The following is a 20,038-nucleotide window of genomic DNA, read 5'->3' as shown; positions in this document are numbered from 1 at the left end:
GGACTCCGTGCGCGCTGACGCCCGACGCAATGCCGACGCCCTGACCGACGCCGCCAAGGCCGTCTTCGCGACCGACGGGGTGGACGCCCCCGCGAAGCTGATCGCGGACCGGGCCGGGGTCGGCGTCGGCACGCTGTACCGGCGGTTCCCGCAGCGCTCGGACCTCGTCGTCGCGGTGTTCCAGCGGGCGGTCGAGTCGACGGCGGCCGCCGCGGACGAGCTCGCCGCCGCGCACGCTCCCGACGAGGCGCTCGCCCTGTGGCTGCAGCGGTTCACCGAGTTCGTCGCGACGAAGCGCGGGCTCGCCGCCGCCCTGCACTCGGGCGACCCGGCGTTCGAGGCGCTGCCGGACTACTTCCTCGCGCGGCTCGGTGGCGCCCTCGGTGGGCTCCTCGAGGCCGCGGCGGCCGCCGGGACGATCCGCCCCGACGTCGACGCGCAGCAGCTCCTGCACGCGGTGGCCGACCTGTGCCACGGGGCTCCGACGATCGAGCAGAGCCAGCTGCTCGTCGGGCTGCTCGTGGACGGGCTCCGCTACCGCGCGACGGCCTGACCGGCGGGGTGGAGCCGCTCGGCCGCGGTCGCCCGGACGGCCTCGGTCACGCGCTCGAGCAGCGGTGAGGCCAGGTTCCAGCGCTGCCACCAGAGCGCCACGTCCGCCCGACGGCCGGGGGTGAGCTCGACGAGGTCACCCCGGTCGAGGGCATCGAGGCACTGCGCCTCCGGCAGCATCCCCCAGCCGAAGCCGAGCGACACCGCACGGGCGAAGTCCGCCGAGGTCGGGACGAAGTGCCGCGGCCCGGACGGTGCGTGGCCGAGCACCCGCCGCAGGTACCCCTGCTGCAGGTCGTCGTCGCGGTCGTAGTCCACGAGGGGCACCCGGTCGAGGAGCCGTGTCATCCGCTGCTCGCTGTCGACACCCGGCAGGTACCGGGCGACGAACGACGGGGAGGCGACGGCCCGGTACCGGTCGATCCCCAGCGGCACCGAGGAGCACCCCTGCACCGGCTCGGCCTCGGCCGTGACCGCCGCCATCACGGTGCCCGCGCGGAGGAGTTCGGCGGTGCGGTCCTGGTCCTCGCGGTGGAGGTCGAACACGACCTCGGTGTCGGCACGCACGAGGGCGAGCGCGTCGAGGAACCAGGTGCCCAGCGAGTCGGCGTTCACCGCGAGCGGGATCGACGGGACGACCGAGTCGCCGCCGCCGAGCGCCCGGGTGGTCTCCTCGTCGAGCAACCGGGCCTGCCGTGCGTGGCGGAGGACGACCTCGCCGTCGGGGGTCGGGCGGACCGGCGTCGTCCGCTGCAGGAGCACCCGGCCCACCTGCTGCTCCATCGACTTGATCCGCTGCGACACCGCCGACGGCGTGATCGACAGCGCTCGGGCCGCGGCGTCGAGCGTCCCGTGGTCGACCGCGGCGAGCAGGGTCTCGAGGTGTTCGCGCTGCAGTCGTGGCATGCAGCTGAGCTTACGCAGCATCAGGAACGTGAGCTGTCCTACACGTGGCCGCGGCCGTACGGTCGGACCGTGACCACACTCCTCCCCCTGCTCGCCGGCCTCGGTACCGGGCTCGCGCTCATCGTGGCGATCGGTGTGCAGAACACGTACCTGCTCCGGCTCGCGGTGACCTCGTCGGTACGGGTCGTCGCAGCGGCGGTGGTGGTCTGCGCGCTCTCGGATGCCGTGCTGATCCTCGCGGGGGTGCTCGGCGTCGGGGTCGTGGTGGAGCGGTTCCCGGTGGCGCTCGTGGTGATCCGCTTCGTCGGTGCGGCGTTCCTGGTGACCTACGGGGTGCTCGCGGCTCGTCGGGCGCTGTGGCCGTCCGGCGCGGCGATGCGGGTGGAGTCGGCGGCGACGGACGACGGCGTGCCGGTGGCGACCGCGGCGGTGGGACCGGCCACCTCGGCGACGGTGGGTGCGGGGCGGACGCGCACCGCGCCTCCAGGACCCCGACGAACCGACCGCGCCGTCACCATGCGGACGGCCGTCGTGACGATGCTGCTGTTCACGTGGGCCAACCCGCACGTCTACCTGGACACGCTCGTGTTCCTCGGGTCCGTCGCGAACCAGCAGGGGCCGGCGGAGCGGTGGTGGTGGACGGTGGGGGCGGTCCTCGCGAGTTGCCTGTGGTTCGGCGCGCTCGGGTTCGGCGGACGGCTGCTGCGACCGTTCTTCGCGAAGCCGCTGACGTGGCGCGTCTTCGACGGGCTCGTCGCGCTCGTCATGCTCGGGTTCGGCGCGGCGCTTGCACTGGGTGCCTGACGCGGCGCGCGGCGGCGCTCACGCCCGCGCCCACGCCCGCGTGGAACCACGTTCCCGACACCGAACCAGCCCCCGCGCGTGGTTCGGTGTCGGAAACCTGGTTCGACCCGCCCGCCAGCGCCCGCGCCAGCGCCAGCGCGCCCGCCCGCGCTACTGCAGGCCCTTGCCCACCCGGCTGTTGCGACGGCTGTACCCGAAGTAGATCGCGAACCCGACCACGAGCCAGATGACGAACCGGAGCCACGTCTCGACCTCGAGGTTCAGCATCAACCAGAAGCACAGCACCGCCGAGACGATCGGCAGCACCGGCGACCACGGCACCCGGAAGGCACGCGGCGCGTCGGGACGCGAACGACGGAGCACGATGATCCCGATCGACACGAGCACGAACGCGGACAGGGTGCCGATGTTGATCATGCCCTCGAGCTTGTCGACCGCGGTGAAGCCGGCGAGCAGCGCGACGACGACACCCGCGACGACCTGGACGCGCACCGGCGTCTGCGTCTTCTCGTTCGTCTTCGAGAACCAGCGCGGCAGCAGGCCGTCACGGCTCATCGCGAAGACGATGCGGGACAGGCCGAGCAGCAGCACCATGACGACCGTCGTCAGACCGATCAGGGAGCCGATCGCGATGATGCCGGCGGCCCACGGCAGCCCGACGATGTCGAAGGCCGACGCCAGCGACGGCGTCTTCTCCTCGGCCAGGCGCTGGTACGACACCATGCCCGTGATGACGACGCTGACGCCGACGTAGAGCAGCGTCACGATGCCGAGGCCGATGAAGATGCCGCGCGGCAGGGTCTTCTGCGGGTTCTCGGTCTCCTCGGCGCTGGTCGCGACGACGTCGAAGCCGATGAACGCGAAGAACACGAGGGAGGCCGCGGCGAGCAGGCCGAAGACGCCGTACTGGGCGGGCTCCGAGCCGGTGAACCAGGACACGAGCGACTGGGTCCAGACGCTCCCCTCCGAGCCGCGGGCGGGCGACGCCGGCGGGATGAAGGGGGTGAAGTTCGCGGCCTTGACGAAGAACGCTCCGGCGACGATGACGAACACGACGATGGCGACCTTGATGACCGTGATGACGGCCGAGACCCGCGACGACAGGCGGGTGCCGAACGCGAGCAGCACCGTGAAGATGCCGACGATCAGGACCGGGCCCCAGGTGAAGGGGATCGGGCCGAGCTGGATCGTGCTCGGAAGCTCGACGCCGAACACCTCGAACGCGGTGCTGAGGTAGATGCCCCAGTACTTCGCGATGACGGCGCTGGCGGTGAGGGTCTCGAGGATGAGGTCCCACCCGACGATCCAGGCGAGCAGCTCGCCCATCGTGGCGTAGGTGAACGTGTACGCGGAGCCGGCGACGGGGATCGTCGAGGCGAACTCGGCGTAGCACATGATCGCGAGGCCGCAGGTGACGGCGGCGAGCAGGAACGAGATGATGACGCCTGGTCCGGCGAAGTTCGCGGCGGCGTTCGCACCGACCGAGAAGATGCCGGCGCCGACGGCGACCGCGATCCCCATCGCGGCGATGTCGAACGTCCTCAGGGAGCGTTTCAGGGACCGGCCCTGCTCCTCGGAGTCGGCCAGTGAGGCCTCGATCGACTTGATGCGGAGCTTCTGTGCCATGGGGTGGATCCCGTCATCGGCTGGCGGCGGACCCCGCGACATTACTGGTGTACCACCCCGACACGCAAACACCGCGGACGGGCGTGGCCCGGCAGCGCGGCCTCCGACAGCGCGTGGTCCGGGGCCCGGGAGGCGCGGCTCGGCTCAGACGGACCGGCGCCAGTCCGACAGGAACCGCGCTCCGGCGTCGTCGTGGATCACGCCGTCGGGTGCCGTGAGCACCGGGTACGGCGTCGCCGGGACCCCGTCGGACGGGCGGACGTCGACGTGCGCCACCTCGTGGCCGTTCGCGTGCAGCCAGTCCGCCATCGCGTAGTCGCTCCGGGAGTCGCCCATCGTCCGCCACGCCAGAGGCAGCTCGCCGTCCTGCGCGAGGAGCTCGAGCGACCGCTCCGCGCCCATGTCCTTGCCGCTGCGGTCGGACTCGACGTCGGTCGAGATGATCGTCGGGTCGATCCGCCACTGCACGGCACCGTCCGCGTCGGGGCGGACGTCGTCGAGCCGGCGGACCCCGAGTCCGCGGCGCTGGAGTGCGGCCATGGCCTTCGCGTCGAACTCCGGCTGGCGGTCGAGGTACGTGGCGTTCGGCACCTCGACGCGCTGCTCGATCGAGACCATCGCGCGCTTCGTCTCGTCGAAGAAGACCAGGTCGGCGTACTCGTCGCGGACGAGCTCGCGCATCTCGTCGGCGTAGTCCCGCGGCAGCGCCAGGTCCTCGGCGACGGTCAGCTCGCCCATGCCGCCCTCGTACTGCGGGCCGATCGAGCACCAGACGGCGCCCTTCTCGCACACGGCGTGCACGCGGCCGCCCGCGGCGAGACCGCCGGCGAGCAGGGGTCCGACGACCTCCTGCCGGATGAAGGCGTCGCTCCGCCCCGTGTTGAACACGACGGGGATGCCCTCGGCCGCGAGCGCGACGAGGTCCTCGATGATGCTCGGGATCGCGATGGTGCGCGAGACGGGGCTGGCGATGGGCCCGTCGACGTCGAGCAGGAGTCCGAGGCGAGGTGCGTTCACGACGACCATCCTTGCAGCCCCGGTGGTCAGCGCCGTGCGGCCGTCCGCGCGGTGAAGCGGTCGAGCAGCTGGCCGAGGGCCTCGGGCGCGGGCACGTGTCCCTGGCCCGGCACCTCGGCGTACTCCGACCCCGGGACGGCCTCGACGACCGCCCGGGCCGCCTGCCGCATCCACTCGAGGCCGTCACCACCGGCCGCGACGAGGACGGGCACGCCCACGGCTGCGGCCACCCGCTCGGGGATCGCGAGACCGTTGAGGACCCGGACGTCACGGCTCAGCACGTGCGCGTCGACGACCAGGGACCGCCACAGCGCACCCTTCAACCGGAGTGCGGTGATCTGGCCCATGGGGACGCCGAGGACGTGCGCGAGGAACGCCCGGACGGCCTGGGCGCGACGCCCGCCGATGACGTGCTCGTCGAGGACGTCCGCGAACACGACGTCGTCGGCGTGCGGGTCGACGGTGGCGCGGTAGGGCGGCTCCCAGAGCACGGCGGCGTCGAGTCGGACCCCGCCCGCGAGGCCGTGCAGCACCACGCCCGCGCCCACGCAGAGGCCGACCGCCGTGACGGGACCCTCGACGTCGGCGACGACGGCCGCGAGGTCCTCGACCTCGCGCTCGATCGCCCACGGGTCGGTGTCGCCGCTCGCGCCGCGGCCGCGTCGGTCGTAGGTGATGACCCGGTAGCGGTCCTGCAGGGCCGCGGTCAGGCCGGTGACGAACGGGGTGCCGTGGTGGTCGAACGCCCCGCCGACGACGACGAGCGCGGGGCCGGTCCCGGCGTCGGACACGGCGAGCACCGTGCCGTCCGCGGAGACGACCGTGCGGTCGACGTGCTGGTCCATGGGGTCCTCGAAGGTGGGTCGACCGCGGTGCGCCGCTGGCGCGCGTGGGGTCCTTCGGGTCTGGTCCTTGGCGGGTCGGTTGTGTCGAGCATGACAGCCCCGTGCCCCCGCGTCGACACCCGCAACCAGGGGGAGAACGCCGGTCCGGCCGCTCTCGACTCAGACGAGTGCCGTCGTGCCCACCGACTCCCGCTCGAGCAGGGACCGCTTCACGTCGAGCCCCCACGCGAAGCCGCCGAGCGTGCCGTCGGTCCGCAGCACGCGATGGCACGGCACGAACAGCGCCGGGGCGTTCCGCGCACACACGCTCGCCGCGGCCCGGACGGCGTCGGGTCGCCCCATCGCGGCGGCGAACCCGGTGTAGGTCAACGTCCCGCCGGCGGGGATCAGTCGGAGCTGCCGCCAGCCCTCGGCGAAGAGCTCGGTGCCGAACTGGCGCACCGGCACCTGCATCGCGTGCTCGACCTCGCCCGCGTAGAACGCGTCGACGGCGTCCGCCGAGGCCACCCGGCCGTCGACCACGCGTTCCGGTCGGTGCCGGTCGGCGAGGCGCGCGAGGATGCGCTCCGCGTCGTCCGTCCAGCCCGAGGCGAGGACACGGCCCTCGGTGTCCTCGAGCACGGTGAAGGGGCCGTCGGGAGTGTCCAGCGTCTGGATCGTCGCATCGGTCATCGTTCGTCCTTCCGGGCGGCCGGAGCCGCGGTCGTGTGGGTCGCACCGGTCGTCGCCGTCGCGCGGTCGATGATCGGTCGCCAGCAGTGCATCGTGAGGTAGCTCCGCCACGGCGCCACCTGCTCCGACCATAGGGAGAGCTCGCGCGCCGAACCGGGCAGACCGAGTTCCTGTGCACCGTTGCGCACCGCGAGGTCGCTGTGGAGGAAGACGTCCGGGTGGTGGCGGACGCGGAGCGCGACGTAGTCGGCCGTCCAGGGCCCGATGCCCTTCACCGCGAGGAGTCCGGCGCGCAGCTCGTCGAGCGACTGCCCGCCGTCGACCACGAGCGACCCGTCGGCGAGCGCGGCGGCCACCCGGAGGATCGTGTCGACGCGGGCAGCCGGGCCACGGAGCACCTCGTGCCCGCTGGCCGCGATGACGGCGGCGGACGGGAACAGCAGGCCGTCCGGCGCGATCGCGGACGGCACGGGTGCACCGAGCGCCGCGACCAACCGCGTCTGCGCCGTCCGGGCCGCGGCGACGGACACCTGCTGACCGATGAGGGTCCGGAAGACGATCTCGTGCGGGTCCACGGCGCCGGGCAGCCGGATGCCGGGGACCCGGGCGACGGCGTCGGCCAGCTCGGGCACCGCGCCGAGCACGGCGTCGACCGCTTCCGGATCGGCGTCGAGGTCGAAGTACGAGCGCACCCGCGCCACGAGCGTCGGGAGGTCGGAGAGGTCCGTGACCCGCACGCACAGGTCGATCCCGGTCCCCCGCCCGGCCACCCCGGGGACGGCGGCCGAGGCGCTGAACCAGGCCGCGCCTCCTGGCAGGTCGAGCACCCGTCCGTACGACGTGACCCGCCCGGTGTCGTCGACCTCCACCTGCTCCGTGCCCGCCAGGGCGTGCAGCGCGTGCCAGTCGAGGAGCCCCTGCGCGTCGAACGGCGCGCGCGCCGGCAGGTGCACGTGCAGTGCTCCGTCCGCGACCGGTCGGAGCGTGCGGCGTGCGCGGAGCTCGGTCGGCGTGACCGCGAAGACCTCGCGTACGGTCTCGTTGAACTGGCGGACGCTCGCGAACCCGGCGGCGAACGCGACGTCCGCGACGGGCAGGTCGGACGAGGTGAGCAGCGTCCGCGCGGTCTGTGCGCGGTGCGCCCGGCTGAGCGCCTTGGGCCCGGCACCGAGCTCGGCGGTCATGATGCGGTTGAGCTGCCGCTCGGAGTACCCGACGCGGGCGGCGAGGCCGGGCACGCCGTCGCGTTCGACGACGCCGTCGAGGACGAGGCGCATGGCGCGTCCGGCGACGTCCTCGCGGAGGTCCCACTCGGGGCTGCCCGGCGTCGCCTCGGGCAGGCAGCGCTTGCAGGCGCGGAAGCCGGCGAGGTGCGCGGCGGCACTGGTGCGGTAGAAGGTGACGCCGGACTCCCGGGGCGTCCGGGCCGGGCACGACGGGCGGCAGTAGATGCCGGTGGAGTGCACGGCGGTGACGAACTGCCCGTCGAACCGGGCATCGCGGGAGGCGACGACCCGGTAGCGCTCGGCGTGCAGTGCCTCTGGTGCGGTGGACATGCCCACAGCCTGACACGGCTCACCGACATCGACTGGCGGAAATCAGACAGGGCAGCGGACGTCCGTCGGTGCGGGGACGGCGGCCTGGAGGCGCGGCTAGCGTGGGGTGCGTGACCGACGTGGACGACGTGGCCGGCTCCGGCGACCTGCCCTACCGGACCGACGTCGAGATCGCGCTGCTGCTGGTGTCCCGGCGGCACCGCTACGAGGGGCGACCGGCGGACGGGGCGCTGCCCGCCCTGGACGGCGAGCCGGACGACCTGCGCGAGCGCGTCGAGCTGCGCGCGGGACTCGGGATCGTCGGCGACCGGTACTTCGCGTCGCGGGCGCACGTGCACGCCTCGGTGACCGTGATCGGTCTCGAGGGGCTGGACGCCGTCGCCGCCGAACTCGGTGCGGCCGTCGACCCGGTCGCGACCCGGCGGAACGTGTTCCTCCGCGGGGTGGACGTCGAGGCGCTCCGGGGCCAGCCGTTCGCGCTCGACTCCGGGCAGGGGGTGGTCCGCTTCCGCGGGTACCGGCCGGCGAACCCGTGCGCCTGGATGGACCACGAGGTGGCCCCGGGGGCGTTCCGGGCGATGCGCGGGCGGGGCGGGGTGCGGTGCGACCCGGAGTCCGACGGCGTCCTCGCCCTCGGTCCCGCGGTGCTCCGCACGGCCCGCCCCGTCGCGCTCCCCTGACGCGCCGGCGCGCCCTGCGCGCCCTGCGCGCCCTGCGCGCTCGGGGCGCCGAGACTCGGGCCCGCGGACTCTTTCGCGCTGCCGCAGCCCACGCCGAGTCCGCCGAGCCGAGACTCGGCCCAGCCTCCTACGCGGTCAGTGCGGACTCGATCGCGTCGACGAACGCCGGCAGGTCGTCCGGGTTCCGCGAGGTGATGAGCCCGCCGTCGACCTGGACCTCCTGGTCGACCCACTCGGCCCCGGCGTTCCGCACGTCGGTCTGCAGCGACGGGAACGACGTGATCGTCTTCCCCGACACGACGCCGGCCTCGATGAGGGTCCACGGCCCGTGACAGATCGCGGCGACCGGCTTGCCGGCCTCCGCGAACGCCTGCACGAGGGAGACCGCCTGCTGGTCGGTGCGGAGGGTGTCGGCGTTGATCGTGCCCCCGGGGACGACGAGCGCGTCGAACGAGCCGGCATTGACACCGGCGATGGTGGTGTCCGGGTCGACGTTCTTGCCCGGGTCCTTGTCGCCGACGAGGGTCGCGATCGCGCCGGTCTCCTGCGCCGCCACCGTCACGGTCGCGCCGCGCTCGCGGAGCTGGTCGATCGGGACGACGATCTCGTCCTGCTCCACGCCGTAGTTCGTCGCGATGACGAGGATCTTCTTGCCGTCGAGTGCTGCCATGGTCGTTCCTTCCGCGGCCCGGTCGTTCCGGCCGCATGACCAGCGTCGTCGGGGAGCGCTGGAAGCGTCCGCAGGTGGACAGCCGTGGGCGGCGGTCGGGTCAGCCGCGGATGCGGAAGGCCGTTCCCTCGCGCTCCACGGAGATGCCGTCGTAGCCGCCCACCCGGTACAACCCCGCGGTGACGTCGGCCTCGAGCGTCCCCACGACGACCGTGGTCGCCCCGGAGGCGATGGCGGCCTCGAGCCCGGCGGGTGCGTCCTCGAAGGCCACGCAGTCGGCGGCGTCGACACCGAGCAGCGCCGCACCGCGCAGGTACCCGTCCGGGTGCGGCTTGCCGTGCTCGACGTCCTCGGAGGCGACGAGCGCCTCGGGCACGTGCACCCCGGCGGCCTGCATCCGCTCCACCGCGAGGTCGCGGGGCGCACTCGTGACGATCGCGACCGGCACCCCGGCGTCGACCAGGCGGGACACGAACGCCCCGGCGCCCGGGACCTCCGAGATGCCCTCGGTGCTCTCGCGCTCCTCGGCGACGAGCCCGGCGGCGATCCGCAGCTGCTCGTCGTGGTCGAGGTCGGGCAGGAAGCGCTGGATCGTGCTGATCGCCTGGCGGCCGTGCGAGAAGGCGAGGATCTCCGCGGGGTCGATGCCGTGCTCGACACCGAACCGGGTCCAGGTCGCCTCGACCACCGCGGTCGAGTCGACGAGCGTCCCGTCCATGTCGAAGAGGACCCCGGACGCCACGATGTCGATCACGCGCCCGACCCTAGCGTGCCGCCCCGGTCACTCGCCGGGGTCCGGCGCGCGGCCCCGGTCACTCGCCGGGGTCGGGTGCCCGCACGTACCGGGTGAGCAGCACTCCGTCACGCCCGAGGAGCACGTGGGCCGGCCGGAAGCGCCGGAGGTCGGGCGAACCGCCGTGGGTGATGCGTGGGCCGGCGCCACCCTCGAGCGACGGGTCGACCGTCAGCGTGAGTTCGTCCACGAGGTCCGCCGCCACGAGCGCCCCGAAGAACGTCGGTCCGCCCTCGCAGTGCACCGTGCCGAGGCCGCGCGACACCAGGGCGTCCCGCAGGGCGACGAGGTCGACCGTGTCCGGGTCGTCGTCGGAGCTGCACGGCACGACGTCCGCGACCGCCGCGAGCGCCGCGGCCCGGGGCGACGACGACGCGGTCGTCGAGGTGAGGACGATCGGACGCACCGGCGCCTCGGTGAACACCCGGGACGCCGGGTCGAGGGACAGCGAGCCCGAGACGATCGCGAACACCGGGTGGTCTGGCAGCCCGTGTGCCCGCCGCCAGGCCACGTCGGCGTCGTGCAGCACCATCGGCCCGTAGCCCTCGTCACGGACCGTCCCCGCGGCCACCAGCACCGCGTCGGCCACCCGGCGCAGCAGGTCGAACACGCGCAGGTCGTCCGGCCCGCCGAGCGATCCCGAGACCCCGTCACCCGCGGCCGTCGCCGAGCCGTCGAGCGTCGTCACGAAGTTCACCCGCAGCCAGGGCGCGACCGCCCCCGCCGTGTACAGCTCGAGCAGCTCGTCGTCGGACAGGTCGGCGATCGACGGCGGGAGGACGCTCACGTGTTGTGCCGCGCTTCCACCGGTGCCCGCCAGCCGAGCGTCGCCTCGACCATGCGCATCGCGTCCACGCTCTCGGCGACGTCGTGCATCCGGACGATCCGCGCGCCGAGCATCGCGCTCACCGTCGCGACCGCCAACGACCCCGCCAGTCGCTCACCGCGGGGACGCCCGAGCGACTCCCCCACGAAGTCCTTGTTCGAGACCGCCGCGAGCACCGGGTAGCCGAGCGCGACCACCTCGGGCAGGCGTCGGGTGAGCTCGAGCGTGTGCACCGTGTTCTTGTTGAGGTCGTGCCCCGGGTCGACGATGATCCGCGACTCCGGGATGCCGGCCGCGAGGGCCCGGTCGACCCGTTCGCGCAGGAACCCGACGACCTCGGTCGTCACGTCGCCGTACTGCGGCGGGGCCGGCAGCGGACGACGGGGCTCCGCCAGCGAGTGCGTGACCACGATCGTCGCGTCGGAGTCCGCCACGACGGCCGCCATCCGGGGGTCGGACAGCCCGGTCGTGTCGTTCACCACGCTCGCACCGGCCTCGATCGCCGCTGCGGCGACCTCGGGCCGGAAGGTGTCGACGCTGATCGTCACGTCGGACTCCTGCGCGAGCTGCCGGACGACGGGGACGACGCGGTCGATCTCGTCGGCGGCGGGCAGCTCCGGCCCCGGCGCGAACTTCACGCCGCCGATGTCGACCCAGTCCGCGCCCTGCTCGGCCGCGTGCACGGCGGCCTCGACGGCACGGTCGAGTGCGAACGTCGCGCCGCGGTCGTGGAACGAGTCGGGCGTGCGGTTCACGATCGCCATGACGGCGATGCGGTGGTCGAAGTCGAAGGTCCGGCGGCCGATGGTGCGCACGGGCTCGCGCAGGTCGGGGACGACCCACCCGGGTGCGGTGGCAGCAGGGCCCTGGCGCGCCCCGCTCAGCGGCGACGCGAAGCGTTGCGCGGGGCGCGCCGACCGAGCCTGCGAGGGAGGCGACCCGCCTCGCTCGGTCGTCACGCGTCCGCCCCGCGGCCGGCTCCGACATCCGCGCCTGCACCGATCAGGGCGATCGCCTCGGCCCGTCCGGCGGCCTCGGCCAGGGTGCCGGTCGCTGCCACGGTCACGGTCGTCGACCCGGTCTGCCGCTCCCCGCGGGTCGTCACGCACTGGTGCTGCGCGTCGAGGACCACGAGGACGCCGGCGGCCCCGAGCCCCTCGGCGATGGTCGCCGCGACCTGCTCGCCGAGCCGCTCCTGCAGCTGCGGACGGGAGGCCACCGCGTCGAGCACGCGCGACAGCGTGCCGAGGCCGATGAGCCGGTCCCCCGGCGCGTACGCGAGGTGCGCCACACCGAGGAACGGGAGCAGGTGGTGCTCGCAGACGGACCGGAACTTCACGTCGCGCACGATGACGAGCTGCCCGCGGTCGCCCGGTTCGGCGTGGACCGTGCCGTCGCGGGCGATCGCCACCGCGTCCGTCCCGATGCCGGAGAAGAACTCGGCGTACGACTCGGCCACACGAGCGGGCGTGCGGGCGAGCTCCGCACGGTCGGGATCCTCGCCGATCGCGAGCAGGAGCTCCCGCACCGCGGACTCGATGCGCGCACGGTCCAGACGTTGGTTCACCCGTCCATCCAACACCAGCCCTGGCCGCAGAACGCGACCGGCCACCGGGCGTGACGTACCCCGTCGAGGCGAGCCGCGCCTCCAGGAAATCCCCTGGAAGGAAGCTGTGACGTGCCGGAAACCCAGCGCCCTTTAAGCTTGTTCGGTGAGCGCCCCGCAGACCGACACCACGCCCCGGAACCGCTTCGCGACCGGCCTCGACCGCTTCTTCTCCATCACGCACCGCGGATCGACGATCCCCCGCGAGATCCGGGGCGGCCTCGTCTCCTTCGTGACGATGGCCTACATCGTCATCCTCAACCCGCTCATCCTCGGTGGGTTCAGCCAGGACCAGGCGCCGCAGGACGTCCTCGGCGGCTGGCTGCAGAACGCCCAGGTCGCCGCGGCCACCGGACTCGTCGCCGGGCTCATGACGATCGCGATGGGCCTCATCGCGAACCTGCCGTTCGGCATCGCCGCGGGGCTCGGGATCAACTCGTTCCTCGCCGTCAGCGTCGTGCACCAGGTCACCTGGGCCGAGGCGATGGGCCTCGTCGTCATCAACGGCGTCGTGATCGTGATCCTGGCGTTGACCGGCATCCGGACGATGATCTTCACGGCCGTGCCCGCGCAGCTCAAGGCGGCCATCACCGTCGGCATCGGCCTGTTCATCGCGTTCATCGGCCTGGTCGACTCCGGGTTCGTCCGCACCACGAAGAACGCCTCCCCGCCGCTGCAGCTCGGCGAGGACGGCTCCATCGCAGCACTGCCGACCATCGTCTTCCTGATCGGCCTCGTCATCATCGGCACGCTGATGGCCCGCAAGGTCCGGGGCGCCCTGCTCATCGGCATCGTGGCGACCACGGTCATCGCGATCATCCTGCAGGCGATCTTCAAGGTGCCGACCTCGGTCGACTCGCCCACCGGCTGGAACCTCAACGCGCCGGGGCTGCCCTCCGCGCTGTTCGCGGTGCCCGACCTGTCGCTCGTCGGCCACGCGGACGTCTTCGGCGCCTTCACCCGCATCGGTCCCATCGCCGCGTCGATGCTCGTCTTCACGCTCGTCTTCACGAACTTCTTCGACGCCATGGGCACGATGACAGGCCTCGCGAAGGCCGCCGGTGTCGCGAACCCCGACGGCACCTTCCCGCGCCTGAAGTCGGCGCTCGTCGTCGAGGGTGCCGGTGCCATCGCCGGTGGTGGCGCCTCGGTGTCGTCGAACACCGTGTTCATCGACTCCGCCGCCGGCATCGGCGAGGGCGCCCGGACCGGCATGGCCTCCGTCGTCACGGGCCTGCTGTTCCTGGCCTCGATGTTCCTCACGCCGCTGACGCAGGTCGTCCCGCTCGAGGTCGCCGCCGCCGGGCTCGTGGTCGTCGGTGCGCTCATGGTGGCGCAGGTGAAGGACATCGACTGGACCGACTTCGGGGCGGCGCTGCCGGCGTTCCTGACGATCGTGATCATGCCGCTGACCTACTCGATCGCGAACGGCATCGGTGCGGGCTTCATCAGCTGGGTGCTCATCAAGCTGCTGTCCGGCCGCGGCCGTCAGGTGTCGTGGCTGCTGTACGTCGTGGCGGCGGGCTTCCTGCTGTACTTCGCGCGGGGGCCGCTCGAGGTGCTGCTCGGCGTCGGCTGAGGCGCGGCGCGGGCGCGCTGCGCGGCGCGGCGCGCTTGCGTTCGCTCGCGTTTCGCACAACGAAAGTCGCCCCGAACCACGGACAGTCGTGGTTCGGGGCGACTTTCGTTGTGCGCGGGCGCAGGGCCCGGGAGGCGCGGCCTCAGTCCGCCAGGTCGGCCGGCGTCGCCTCGTGGTGGCGTCGGCCCCGGGAGCGCCGGTCCTCCTTCATGCCCGCCTCGAACAGGTGCTTCCGTCCCTGCACGAGCTCGTCCCGCGCGGTCCGTTCGAGCTCCTTCGCGAGGGCGTAGTACCCGTCGTCGTAGTCCTCGACGACCTGGAACGTCCACCGGCCGGCGATGACGTTGCGTCCGACGAGCTCCGAGTCGATGCGGTCCGCCAGCTCGGTGTGGCCCGCGTCCCGGAGCTGCTCGACGGCCTCGCCGAGGTTCAGGTCCGCCATCCCGGTCAGTCGGTGGAAGCCGTAGAGCAGTCCGCGGGCGTGCTCGATCACCTCGACCGCTGCCGACAGGGTGCCGAGCGCCTCGACCGTGGCGTCCGAGACCCCCTCGGGCACGCGGTGCTGCTCGTCGGGGCCCTGTGCGTCGTCGTGCGGTGCGTCGTTCGTCATGGGTCCCGTCTACCGGACCACTGCTCCCACCGCTCCGAGGTGCCGGGGTCGGCCGCGGGCGGTACGGTTCGGGCATGACCAGGTGGGTCGCGCTGCTGCGCGGGGTGAACGTCAACGGGATCACGATCAGGAGCGCCGAACTCGCGGCGCTGTTCCGGGAACGCGGCTACCAGGACGTCCGGACCGTCCTCGCCTCGGGGAACGTGGTGTTCGGCTCGGACGGCACGGCCGCCGCCCTGAAGACCGACATCGAGCAGTCGCTCCGGGACCGCTTCGGCTACGACGCCTGGATCGTGCTCGTCCCCCACGACGACCTCGCCGCCGTCGTGGACGGCTTCCCGTTCCCCGCCGCCGAGGACCGCCACGACTACGTCGTGTTCGGCTCCGACGAGGACGCCCTCGACGACCTGCTGGCCGATCTCGAGGTCGACGAGTCCGTCGAGCGCGTTGCCCGAGGTGCGGGAGTCGTCTACTGGTCGTGCCCGAAGGGGTCGAGCACGGACACGGTGTTCGCGAAGCGGGCCGGTGCCGCACGCTTCAAGCGGACAACGACGACCCGCAACGCGAACACGCTCCGGAAGCTCCTGTGAGCCGGGGTGGTCTGCACCACGTCGAACTGCGCACCGCCGACCTCGACGCGTCCGGTCCCGCGTGGGACTGGCTCCTGACCGAGCTCGGCCACGAGCCCTTCCAGCGCTGGCCCGACGGGCGCAGCTGGCGGCTCGGCGACCTGTACGTCGTGCTCGAGACCGCTCCGCTGCCGGGCGAGCACGATCGACGACGCCCGGGCCTGAGCCACCTCGCGTTCCACGCCGGTGGCACCGACGACGTTGCCCGGATCTGGGCTGCCGCGACCGCGCACGGATGGCGACGCCTCTACGAGGACCGCCATCCGCACGCCGGCGGGCCGGACCACCACGCGGCGTTCCTCGAGGACGCCGAACGGTTCAAGGTCGAACTCGTCGCCGACTGAGCGGCGACGACCGGCCGCGGACTGCCACGGTCAGGACTGCGGCGGCTGCCCGTTGCTCGCGGTGGTGCCACCGTCGACCGGCAGGATCGCCCCGGTGATGAACGACGCCGCGTCACTCGCCAGGAACAGCACGGCCGCCGCGACCTCGTACGCACGACCCGCGCGGCCGAGGGCGATCCGTTCCTCGAACTTCTCCTGCAGTTCCTCGTCCTCCGCCTGGTCCTGCGTGAGGTCTGTCCACACGAGCCCCGGCGCCACGGCGTTCACGCGGACGCCGAACTGCCCGTTGTCGAGCGCGGCGGCCTTGGTGAAGTTCGAGACCCCGCCCTTCGCCGCGTTGTAGGGGCTCATCCGCCAGTCCGCGTCCTCGCCGGACACCGACGAGGTGTTCACGATCGACCCCTTCGTGGCACGGAGGAACGGCAGCGCCGCGCGCGTGCCGTAGAACACGCTGGAGAGGTCGGTCTCGATCACGCGGTGCCACTCGTCCGGCGTGATGTCCGTGATGTCGCCGGAGCTGAAGGTGCCGGCGTTGTTCACGAGCACGTCGATGCGGTCGAACCGCTCGATGGCCGTGTCGACGACCCGCTGCCAGTCGGCGGGGCTCGCGGCGTCGGCGTGGAGCGCCACGACCCGGTCGCTCGGCAGGCTGTCGCCCACCGCTCGCACCTTCTCGTCGACGCTGTCGGTCAGGACGACGGACGCGCCCTCGTCGACGAACGCCCGCACGGTCGCCTCGCCGATGCCGGACCCGGCACCCGTGACGATCGCCACCTTGCCCTCGAACCGGTTGCCCATGGTGTCTCCTCTCGTTGCACGATCCGTGCCCGGGGAGACGCCATCGGCCCGGCGGGGCACGGCGAGCCATGGTGCCCGCACCCGCCTGGGCGCGTTCGGAGGGACTCAGGCGGTCGCTTCGTCCGGCTCCAGGTCGCGGTCGAGCGAGATGGTCGGGATCGACGCCGTGATGACCGATCCGTCGGCTCGGAGGGTGCCCTGGATGTCGGCCGTCGTCGGCGTGCGCCCGGACATCCGCGGGCCCTGGTGCGGCAGTCGCACGACGGTCGGCTCGCCGGCCGTGACGTCCCACTGCTGGTTGTGCACCCACGCCGTGAACCCGGAACCCGTCTCGACCGTGAAGGTCATGGCGTCCTGCTCGAGGTCGACGCGCACCCGTGACCCGCGCACGGTGAGCCGGTAGGTGATCCGCTCCCAGTCCTTCGGCAGCCGCGGGTTGAAGGTCATCCGGCCGCCGTGGTCCCGCATGCCGCCGAACCCGTTCACGACCGCACCCCAGATGCCGCCCGTCGAGGCGATGTGCACCCCGTCGGTCGTGTTGCCGTGCAGGTCGGCGAGGTCGACGTACAGCGCCGTCTGGAAGTACTGCAGCGCGAGGTCGTGGTACCCGACCTCGGCCGCCATGATCGACTGCACGACGGCCGACAGTGTGGAGTCGCCCGTCGTGAGGGCGTCGTAGTAGTCGAAGTCGCGACGCTTCTCGGCAGCGGTGAACTCGTGCCCCTGCAGGAACAGCGCGAGCACGACGTCGGCCTGCTTGAGCACCTGGAACCGGTAGATCACCAGCGGGTGGTAGTGGAGCAGCAGCGGTCGCTTGCTCTCGGGGGTGTTGTCGAGGTCCCAGAGTTCCTTGTCGAGGAACTGGGCGTCCTGCGGGTGGATGCCACGGTGCGGGTCGAACGGGATCTCCATCGACTCGGCCGCGTGCTCCCAGTCGGTGACCTCTTGCGCCTGCAACCCGGTCCGCCGCACCATGCGGTCGTACTCTTCCGGGTCGTCGGCTGCGAGCTCGCGGCAGGCGTTCACGGCGAACCACAGGTTCGCCCGGGCCATCACGTTCGTGTAGAGGTTGTCGTCGACGACCGTCGTGTACTCGTCGGGGCCGGTGACGCCGTCGATGTGGAACTTCTTGTCGCCGTTCGACCGCCAGAACCCGAGGTCCTCCCACAGGCGGGCGGTCTCGACGAGGATGTCGATCGCTCCGCGCTTGAGGAACTCGCGGTCGTCCGAGGCGCGGACGTACTGCATGAGCGCATGCGCGATGTCCGCGTCGATGTGGTACTGCGCGGTGCCGGCGGCGTAGTAGGCGCTGGACTCCTCGCCGTTGATCGTCCGCCAGGGGAACAGCGCGCCGTGCTGGTTCAGCTCGCGGGCGCGGGACCGTGCTGCGTCGAGCATGTTGTAGCGGAACCGCAGGGCGTTCCGGGCGACGATCGGCGCCGTGTACGACAGGAACGGCAGGACGTAGATCTCCATGTCCCAGAAGTAGTGGCCGCCGTACCCGGAGCCCGTGACGCCCTTCGCCGCGATGCCGTGCCCGTCGGTCCGGGCCGTGGCCTGCGCGAGCATGAACAGGTTCCACCGGACGGCCTGCTGGAGCGCGGGCTGCCCGACGATCTCGACGTCGCTCCGCGCCCAGAAGTCGTCCATCCACTCGGCCTGCCGCGCGAAGGCCGCGTCGACGGACTCGGCCCGCGAGCGGTCGAGGGTCCGCTCGCAGCGGTCGGCGAGTTCGCGCGCCGGGACCCCGCGGGACGTGTGGTAGACCACGTGCTTCGTCAGGCGGATCGGTTGCCCGGCGCGCGCCTGCACGCGGTAGACGTGCTTCGCCAGGTCGTCCTCGATCGACGAGGACTCGTCCCAGCTGTTCTCGGTCTCGAGGTGGTGCTCGACGCCGACGCAGATCGTCATGCCCGAGCTCGCCGCCTGGTAGCCGAGCAGCGAACGGCCGCCGGTGCTGCGCTTGAGCTTCGGCTCGAGCACCCGCTCGGTGAACGCCTCGGCCTTGCGCGGGTCGAACGCGTTCGCCGCCGCACGCATCCCCGCGTGGTACTCGTCCTGCACGTCCTGCCGGTTGAGGATCTGGCTCGACAGCAGGATCGAGGCGTCCGCGTCGAGCACGGTCACCTCGTAGTCGATGACCGCCAGGTGTCGGTCGGTGAACGACACCAGCCGCCGCGACCGGATGAGCACGCGCTTGCCCGAGGGTGTCGACCACTCGGTCTCGCGGAACAGGTACCCGCCCCGGAAGTCGAGCCGCCGGGTGTGCCGGAGGATGTCCGCCTCGGCCAGGACGAGCGGTTCGTCGTCGACGTAGAGGCGGATCACCTTGGCGTCGGGCGCGTTGATGATCGTCTGCCCGGTCTTCGCGAAGCCGAAGGCGTCCTCGGCGTGGCGGATCGGCCAGGTCTCGTGGAAACCGTTGATGTACGTGCCGTACTGCACGCCGCCACGACCCTCGTCGAGGTTGCCGCGCAGGCCCAGGTACCCGTTGCCGACGGCGAAGTTCGTCTCGGCGACGCCCTGCTCGTCGGGCGCGTACTCGGTCTCGACGAGGGCCCACTCGTCGATCGGGTAGCGGACGCGGTCCAGCGGGTCGGAGGTGATGGGGTTCATGGTGCTCCGTGGGGGAGGAGGGTGTTCGTGGGGAGGGTCGGGAGGGCCTGGAGGCGCGGATCGCCTCGGCCGCTGGCGCCTACGTCGTGCTCGTGGCCGGTTCCGGCAGCTCGTCGACGAGGTCGTCGAGGTCGCCGACCACGACGTCGGCACCGTGCGCCCGGAGCGCGTCGGCCCCGGCTCCGCGATCGACGCCGATCACGAGCCCGAAGGCACCGTTCCGTCCCGCCTCGACCCCGCTCGTGGCGTCCTCGACCACGACGCACTCGGCAGCGGTCAGGCCGAACCGGCTCGCGGCGTCGAGGTAGGTGTCGGGCGCGGGCTTGCCGGCCAGACCGTCTTCGCGGGCGACGAGGCCGTCGACCACCACGGGGAAGCGCTCGAGGATGCCGGCCGTGCGGAGCACCTGCACGGCGTTGGCGGAGCTCGACACGACGGCGACGGACAACCCGGCGTCGATGGCGGCGACGAGGAACCGGAGCGAACCGGGGTAGGGCTCCACCCCGTGCTCGGTCAGCTCGGCCGTGAACTCGGCGTTCTTCCGGTTGCCGAGCCCGCACACCGTGTCGGCGTCCGGCGGGTCGTCCGGGGTGCCCTGCGGCAGGTCGATGCCGCGGGACTCGAGCAGGGAGCGCACCCCGTCGTACCGGGGCTTGCCGTCGACGTACGCGAAGTAGTCCTGTTCCGTGTACGGAGCGACGCCGTGCTGGGCGAGGTAGGGCGTGAACAGCCGGCTCCACGCACGCATGTGGACGTCGGCGGTGGGGGTGAGGACACCGTCCAGATCGAACAGGAGCGCTCGCTGGTCAGCGAGTCGCGCGGGTGTGAGCCGGTCCGGCGTCGTCATGTGCTGCCCTCCGGGGGACGGGGTCGTCGACGTTGCTTCCGGACGAGTCTAGGACCGCTCCA

Annotated in this window: 21 protein-coding genes; 6 read left to right on the top strand and 15 right to left on the bottom strand. The window is 72.5% G+C overall.

Annotation, left to right across the window (positions count from 1 at the left end; translation table 11 throughout):
• Positions 1-7 precede the first annotated feature (7 nt).
• On the top strand, positions 8-553 hold the full coding sequence (locus tag ACEN8D_RS12575) for a TetR/AcrR family transcriptional regulator (protein ID WP_309777425.1): 546 nt from the start codon (positions 8-10) through the stop codon (positions 551-553).
• Here ACEN8D_RS12575 and ACEN8D_RS12570 read toward each other — a convergent pair.
• Positions 535-1,458, bottom strand: coding sequence for a LysR family transcriptional regulator ArgP (locus ACEN8D_RS12570; RefSeq protein WP_070419344.1), 924 nt, complete (start codon positions 1,456-1,458; stop codon positions 535-537). The two genes, ACEN8D_RS12575 and ACEN8D_RS12570, sit on opposite strands and share 19 nt — an antisense overlap.
• A 69-nt stretch (positions 1,459-1,527) precedes the next feature.
• On the opposite strand from ACEN8D_RS12570, the gene ACEN8D_RS12565 reads away from it, so the two are divergent.
• Positions 1,528-2,262 (top strand): LysE/ArgO family amino acid transporter, encoded by a 735-nt coding sequence (locus ACEN8D_RS12565; RefSeq protein ID WP_309777429.1) that lies wholly within the window; start codon positions 1,528-1,530, stop codon positions 2,260-2,262.
• 150 nt (positions 2,263-2,412) lie between these two features.
• On the opposite strand, the gene ACEN8D_RS12560 is transcribed toward ACEN8D_RS12565, so the two are convergent.
• The 5 genes from ACEN8D_RS12560 to ACEN8D_RS12540 form a co-directional block, all read right to left on the bottom strand.
• Positions 2,413-3,888, bottom strand: coding sequence for an APC family permease (locus ACEN8D_RS12560; protein WP_413399235.1), 1,476 nt, complete (start codon positions 3,886-3,888; stop codon positions 2,413-2,415).
• A gap of 144 nt (positions 3,889-4,032) precedes the next feature.
• Positions 4,033-4,914, bottom strand: a complete 882-nt coding sequence (locus tag ACEN8D_RS12555) for an HAD family hydrolase (protein ID WP_413399236.1) — start codon at positions 4,912-4,914, stop codon at positions 4,033-4,035.
• A gap of 17 nt (positions 4,915-4,931) precedes the next feature.
• A complete protein-coding gene (locus tag ACEN8D_RS12550; protein ID WP_413399237.1) occupies positions 4,932-5,750 on the bottom strand; it encodes an alpha/beta fold hydrolase in 819 nt (272 codons plus the stop codon).
• Between the two features lie 159 nt (positions 5,751-5,909).
• The gene (locus ACEN8D_RS12545; RefSeq protein ID WP_070417632.1) at positions 5,910-6,422 is read right to left on the bottom strand and encodes a methylated-DNA--[protein]-cysteine S-methyltransferase; all 513 of its coding nucleotides are present in this window, start codon (positions 6,420-6,422) and stop codon (positions 5,910-5,912) included.
• The gene (locus ACEN8D_RS12540) at positions 6,419-7,978 is read right to left on the bottom strand and encodes an Ada metal-binding domain-containing protein (RefSeq protein ID WP_495601027.1); all 1,560 of its coding nucleotides are present in this window, start codon (positions 7,976-7,978) and stop codon (positions 6,419-6,421) included. Before ACEN8D_RS12540 ends, ACEN8D_RS12545 begins: the two co-directional genes overlap by 4 nt.
• A gap of 110 nt (positions 7,979-8,088) precedes the next feature.
• Here ACEN8D_RS12540 and ACEN8D_RS12535 point away from each other — a divergent pair, with 110 nt between their 5' ends.
• The gene (locus ACEN8D_RS12535) at positions 8,089-8,658 is read left to right on the top strand and encodes an MOSC domain-containing protein (RefSeq protein ID WP_495601026.1); all 570 of its coding nucleotides are present in this window, start codon (positions 8,089-8,091) and stop codon (positions 8,656-8,658) included.
• Between the two features lie 127 nt (positions 8,659-8,785).
• Here ACEN8D_RS12535 and ACEN8D_RS12530 read toward each other — a convergent pair whose 3' ends face one another.
• From ACEN8D_RS12530 to folE, 5 genes are all read right to left on the bottom strand, one after another.
• Positions 8,786-9,328 carry a type 1 glutamine amidotransferase domain-containing protein gene (locus ACEN8D_RS12530; RefSeq protein ID WP_092385362.1) on the bottom strand — a complete coding sequence of 181 codons (543 nt, stop codon included), beginning with the start codon at positions 9,326-9,328 and terminating at the stop codon, positions 8,786-8,788.
• A 100-nt stretch (positions 9,329-9,428) separates the two neighbouring features.
• Entirely contained in the window at positions 9,429-10,082 is a 654-nt protein-coding gene (locus ACEN8D_RS12525; protein WP_071302454.1) for an HAD-IA family hydrolase, read from the bottom strand.
• 58 nt (positions 10,083-10,140) lie between these two features.
• Positions 10,141-10,908 carry a pyrimidine reductase family protein gene (locus ACEN8D_RS12520; RefSeq protein ID WP_413399852.1) on the bottom strand — a complete coding sequence of 256 codons (768 nt, stop codon included), beginning with the start codon at positions 10,906-10,908 and terminating at the stop codon, positions 10,141-10,143.
• Entirely contained in the window at positions 10,905-11,906 is a 1,002-nt protein-coding gene (gene folP, locus ACEN8D_RS12515; RefSeq protein ID WP_309777439.1) for a dihydropteroate synthase, read from the bottom strand. The genes ACEN8D_RS12520 and folP overlap by 4 nt, the downstream gene beginning before the upstream one ends.
• The gene (gene folE / locus ACEN8D_RS12510) at positions 11,903-12,514 is read right to left on the bottom strand and encodes a GTP cyclohydrolase I (RefSeq protein WP_309777440.1); all 612 of its coding nucleotides are present in this window, start codon (positions 12,512-12,514) and stop codon (positions 11,903-11,905) included. The genes folP and folE overlap by 4 nt, the downstream gene beginning before the upstream one ends.
• A gap of 145 nt (positions 12,515-12,659) precedes the next feature.
• Here folE and ACEN8D_RS12505 point away from each other — a divergent pair, with 145 nt between their 5' ends.
• Positions 12,660-14,132: an NCS2 family permease gene (locus ACEN8D_RS12505; protein WP_071295179.1), complete on the top strand. Its 1,473-nt coding sequence runs from the start codon at positions 12,660-12,662 to the stop codon at positions 14,130-14,132.
• A gap of 142 nt (positions 14,133-14,274) precedes the next feature.
• Here the strand turns inward: ACEN8D_RS12505 and ACEN8D_RS12500 are convergent, their stop codons facing one another.
• A complete protein-coding gene (locus ACEN8D_RS12500; protein WP_070417626.1) occupies positions 14,275-14,742 on the bottom strand; it encodes a hypothetical protein in 468 nt (155 codons plus the stop codon).
• A gap of 74 nt (positions 14,743-14,816) precedes the next feature.
• Here ACEN8D_RS12500 and ACEN8D_RS12495 point away from each other — a divergent pair, with 74 nt between their 5' ends.
• Both ACEN8D_RS12495 and ACEN8D_RS12490 read left to right on the top strand, forming a co-directional pair.
• Positions 14,817-15,332, top strand: a complete 516-nt coding sequence (locus ACEN8D_RS12495; RefSeq protein WP_261646728.1) for a DUF1697 domain-containing protein — start codon at positions 14,817-14,819, stop codon at positions 15,330-15,332.
• Entirely contained in the window at positions 15,329-15,715 is a 387-nt protein-coding gene (locus ACEN8D_RS12490; RefSeq protein WP_413399536.1) for a VOC family protein, read from the top strand. Before ACEN8D_RS12495 ends, ACEN8D_RS12490 begins: the two co-directional genes overlap by 4 nt.
• 30 nt (positions 15,716-15,745) lie before the next feature.
• On the opposite strand, the gene budC is transcribed toward ACEN8D_RS12490, so the two are convergent.
• The 3 genes from budC to ACEN8D_RS12475 all read right to left on the bottom strand — a co-directional run bounded on the left by budC (position 15,746) and on the right by ACEN8D_RS12475 (position 19,976).
• On the bottom strand, positions 15,746-16,513 hold the full coding sequence (gene budC, locus ACEN8D_RS12485) for a meso-2,3-butanediol dehydrogenase (protein WP_413399537.1): 768 nt from the start codon (positions 16,511-16,513) through the stop codon (positions 15,746-15,748).
• A gap of 105 nt (positions 16,514-16,618) precedes the next feature.
• Positions 16,619-19,129 (bottom strand): glycoside hydrolase family 65 protein, encoded by a 2,511-nt coding sequence (locus ACEN8D_RS12480; protein WP_413399538.1) that lies wholly within the window; start codon positions 19,127-19,129, stop codon positions 16,619-16,621.
• Between the two features lie 79 nt (positions 19,130-19,208).
• Complete coding sequence (locus tag ACEN8D_RS12475; RefSeq protein ID WP_413399695.1) at positions 19,209-19,976, bottom strand: HAD family hydrolase; 768 nt, start codon at positions 19,974-19,976, stop codon at positions 19,209-19,211.
• Between the last annotated feature and the right edge of the window lie 62 nt (positions 19,977-20,038).

The sequence above is a fragment of the Curtobacterium sp. Curtsp22 genome, from assembly GCF_059492135.1.
Note: the sequence above shows the minus strand (reverse complement) of the source record. Positions and strands in the feature narration are given on the sequence as shown.

What these genes read in the sequence shown, in the direction of transcription:
- ACEN8D_RS12500 (WP_070417626.1), bottom strand. Translation starts at nt 14,742, where the DNA reads ATGACGAACGACGCACCGCACGACGACGCACAGGGCCCCGACGAGCAG.
- ACEN8D_RS12530 (WP_092385362.1), bottom strand. Translation starts at nt 9,328, where the DNA reads ATGGCAGCACTCGACGGCAAGAAGATCCTCGTCATCGCGACGAACTAC.
- ACEN8D_RS12480 (WP_413399538.1), bottom strand. Translation starts at nt 19,129, where the DNA reads ATGAACCCCATCACCTCCGACCCGCTGGACCGCGTCCGCTACCCGATC.
- ACEN8D_RS12555 (WP_413399236.1), bottom strand. Translation starts at nt 4,914, where the DNA reads ATGGTCGTCGTGAACGCACCTCGCCTCGGACTCCTGCTCGACGTCGAC.
- ACEN8D_RS12570 (WP_070419344.1), bottom strand. Translation starts at nt 1,458, where the DNA reads ATGCCACGACTGCAGCGCGAACACCTCGAGACCCTGCTCGCCGCGGTC.
- ACEN8D_RS12545 (WP_070417632.1), bottom strand. Translation starts at nt 6,422, where the DNA reads ATGACCGATGCGACGATCCAGACGCTGGACACTCCCGACGGCCCCTTC.
- budC (WP_413399537.1), bottom strand. Translation starts at nt 16,513, where the DNA reads ATGGGCAACCGGTTCGAGGGCAAGGTGGCGATCGTCACGGGTGCCGGG.
- ACEN8D_RS12495 (WP_261646728.1), top strand. Translation starts at nt 14,817, where the DNA reads ATGACCAGGTGGGTCGCGCTGCTGCGCGGGGTGAACGTCAACGGGATC.
- ACEN8D_RS12540 (WP_495601027.1), bottom strand. Translation starts at nt 7,978, where the DNA reads ATGTCCACCGCACCAGAGGCACTGCACGCCGAGCGCTACCGGGTCGTC.
- ACEN8D_RS12550 (WP_413399237.1), bottom strand. Translation starts at nt 5,750, where the DNA reads ATGGACCAGCACGTCGACCGCACGGTCGTCTCCGCGGACGGCACGGTG.
- ACEN8D_RS12560 (WP_413399235.1), bottom strand. Translation starts at nt 3,888, where the DNA reads ATGGCACAGAAGCTCCGCATCAAGTCGATCGAGGCCTCACTGGCCGAC.
- ACEN8D_RS12475 (WP_413399695.1), bottom strand. Translation starts at nt 19,976, where the DNA reads ATGACGACGCCGGACCGGCTCACACCCGCGCGACTCGCTGACCAGCGA.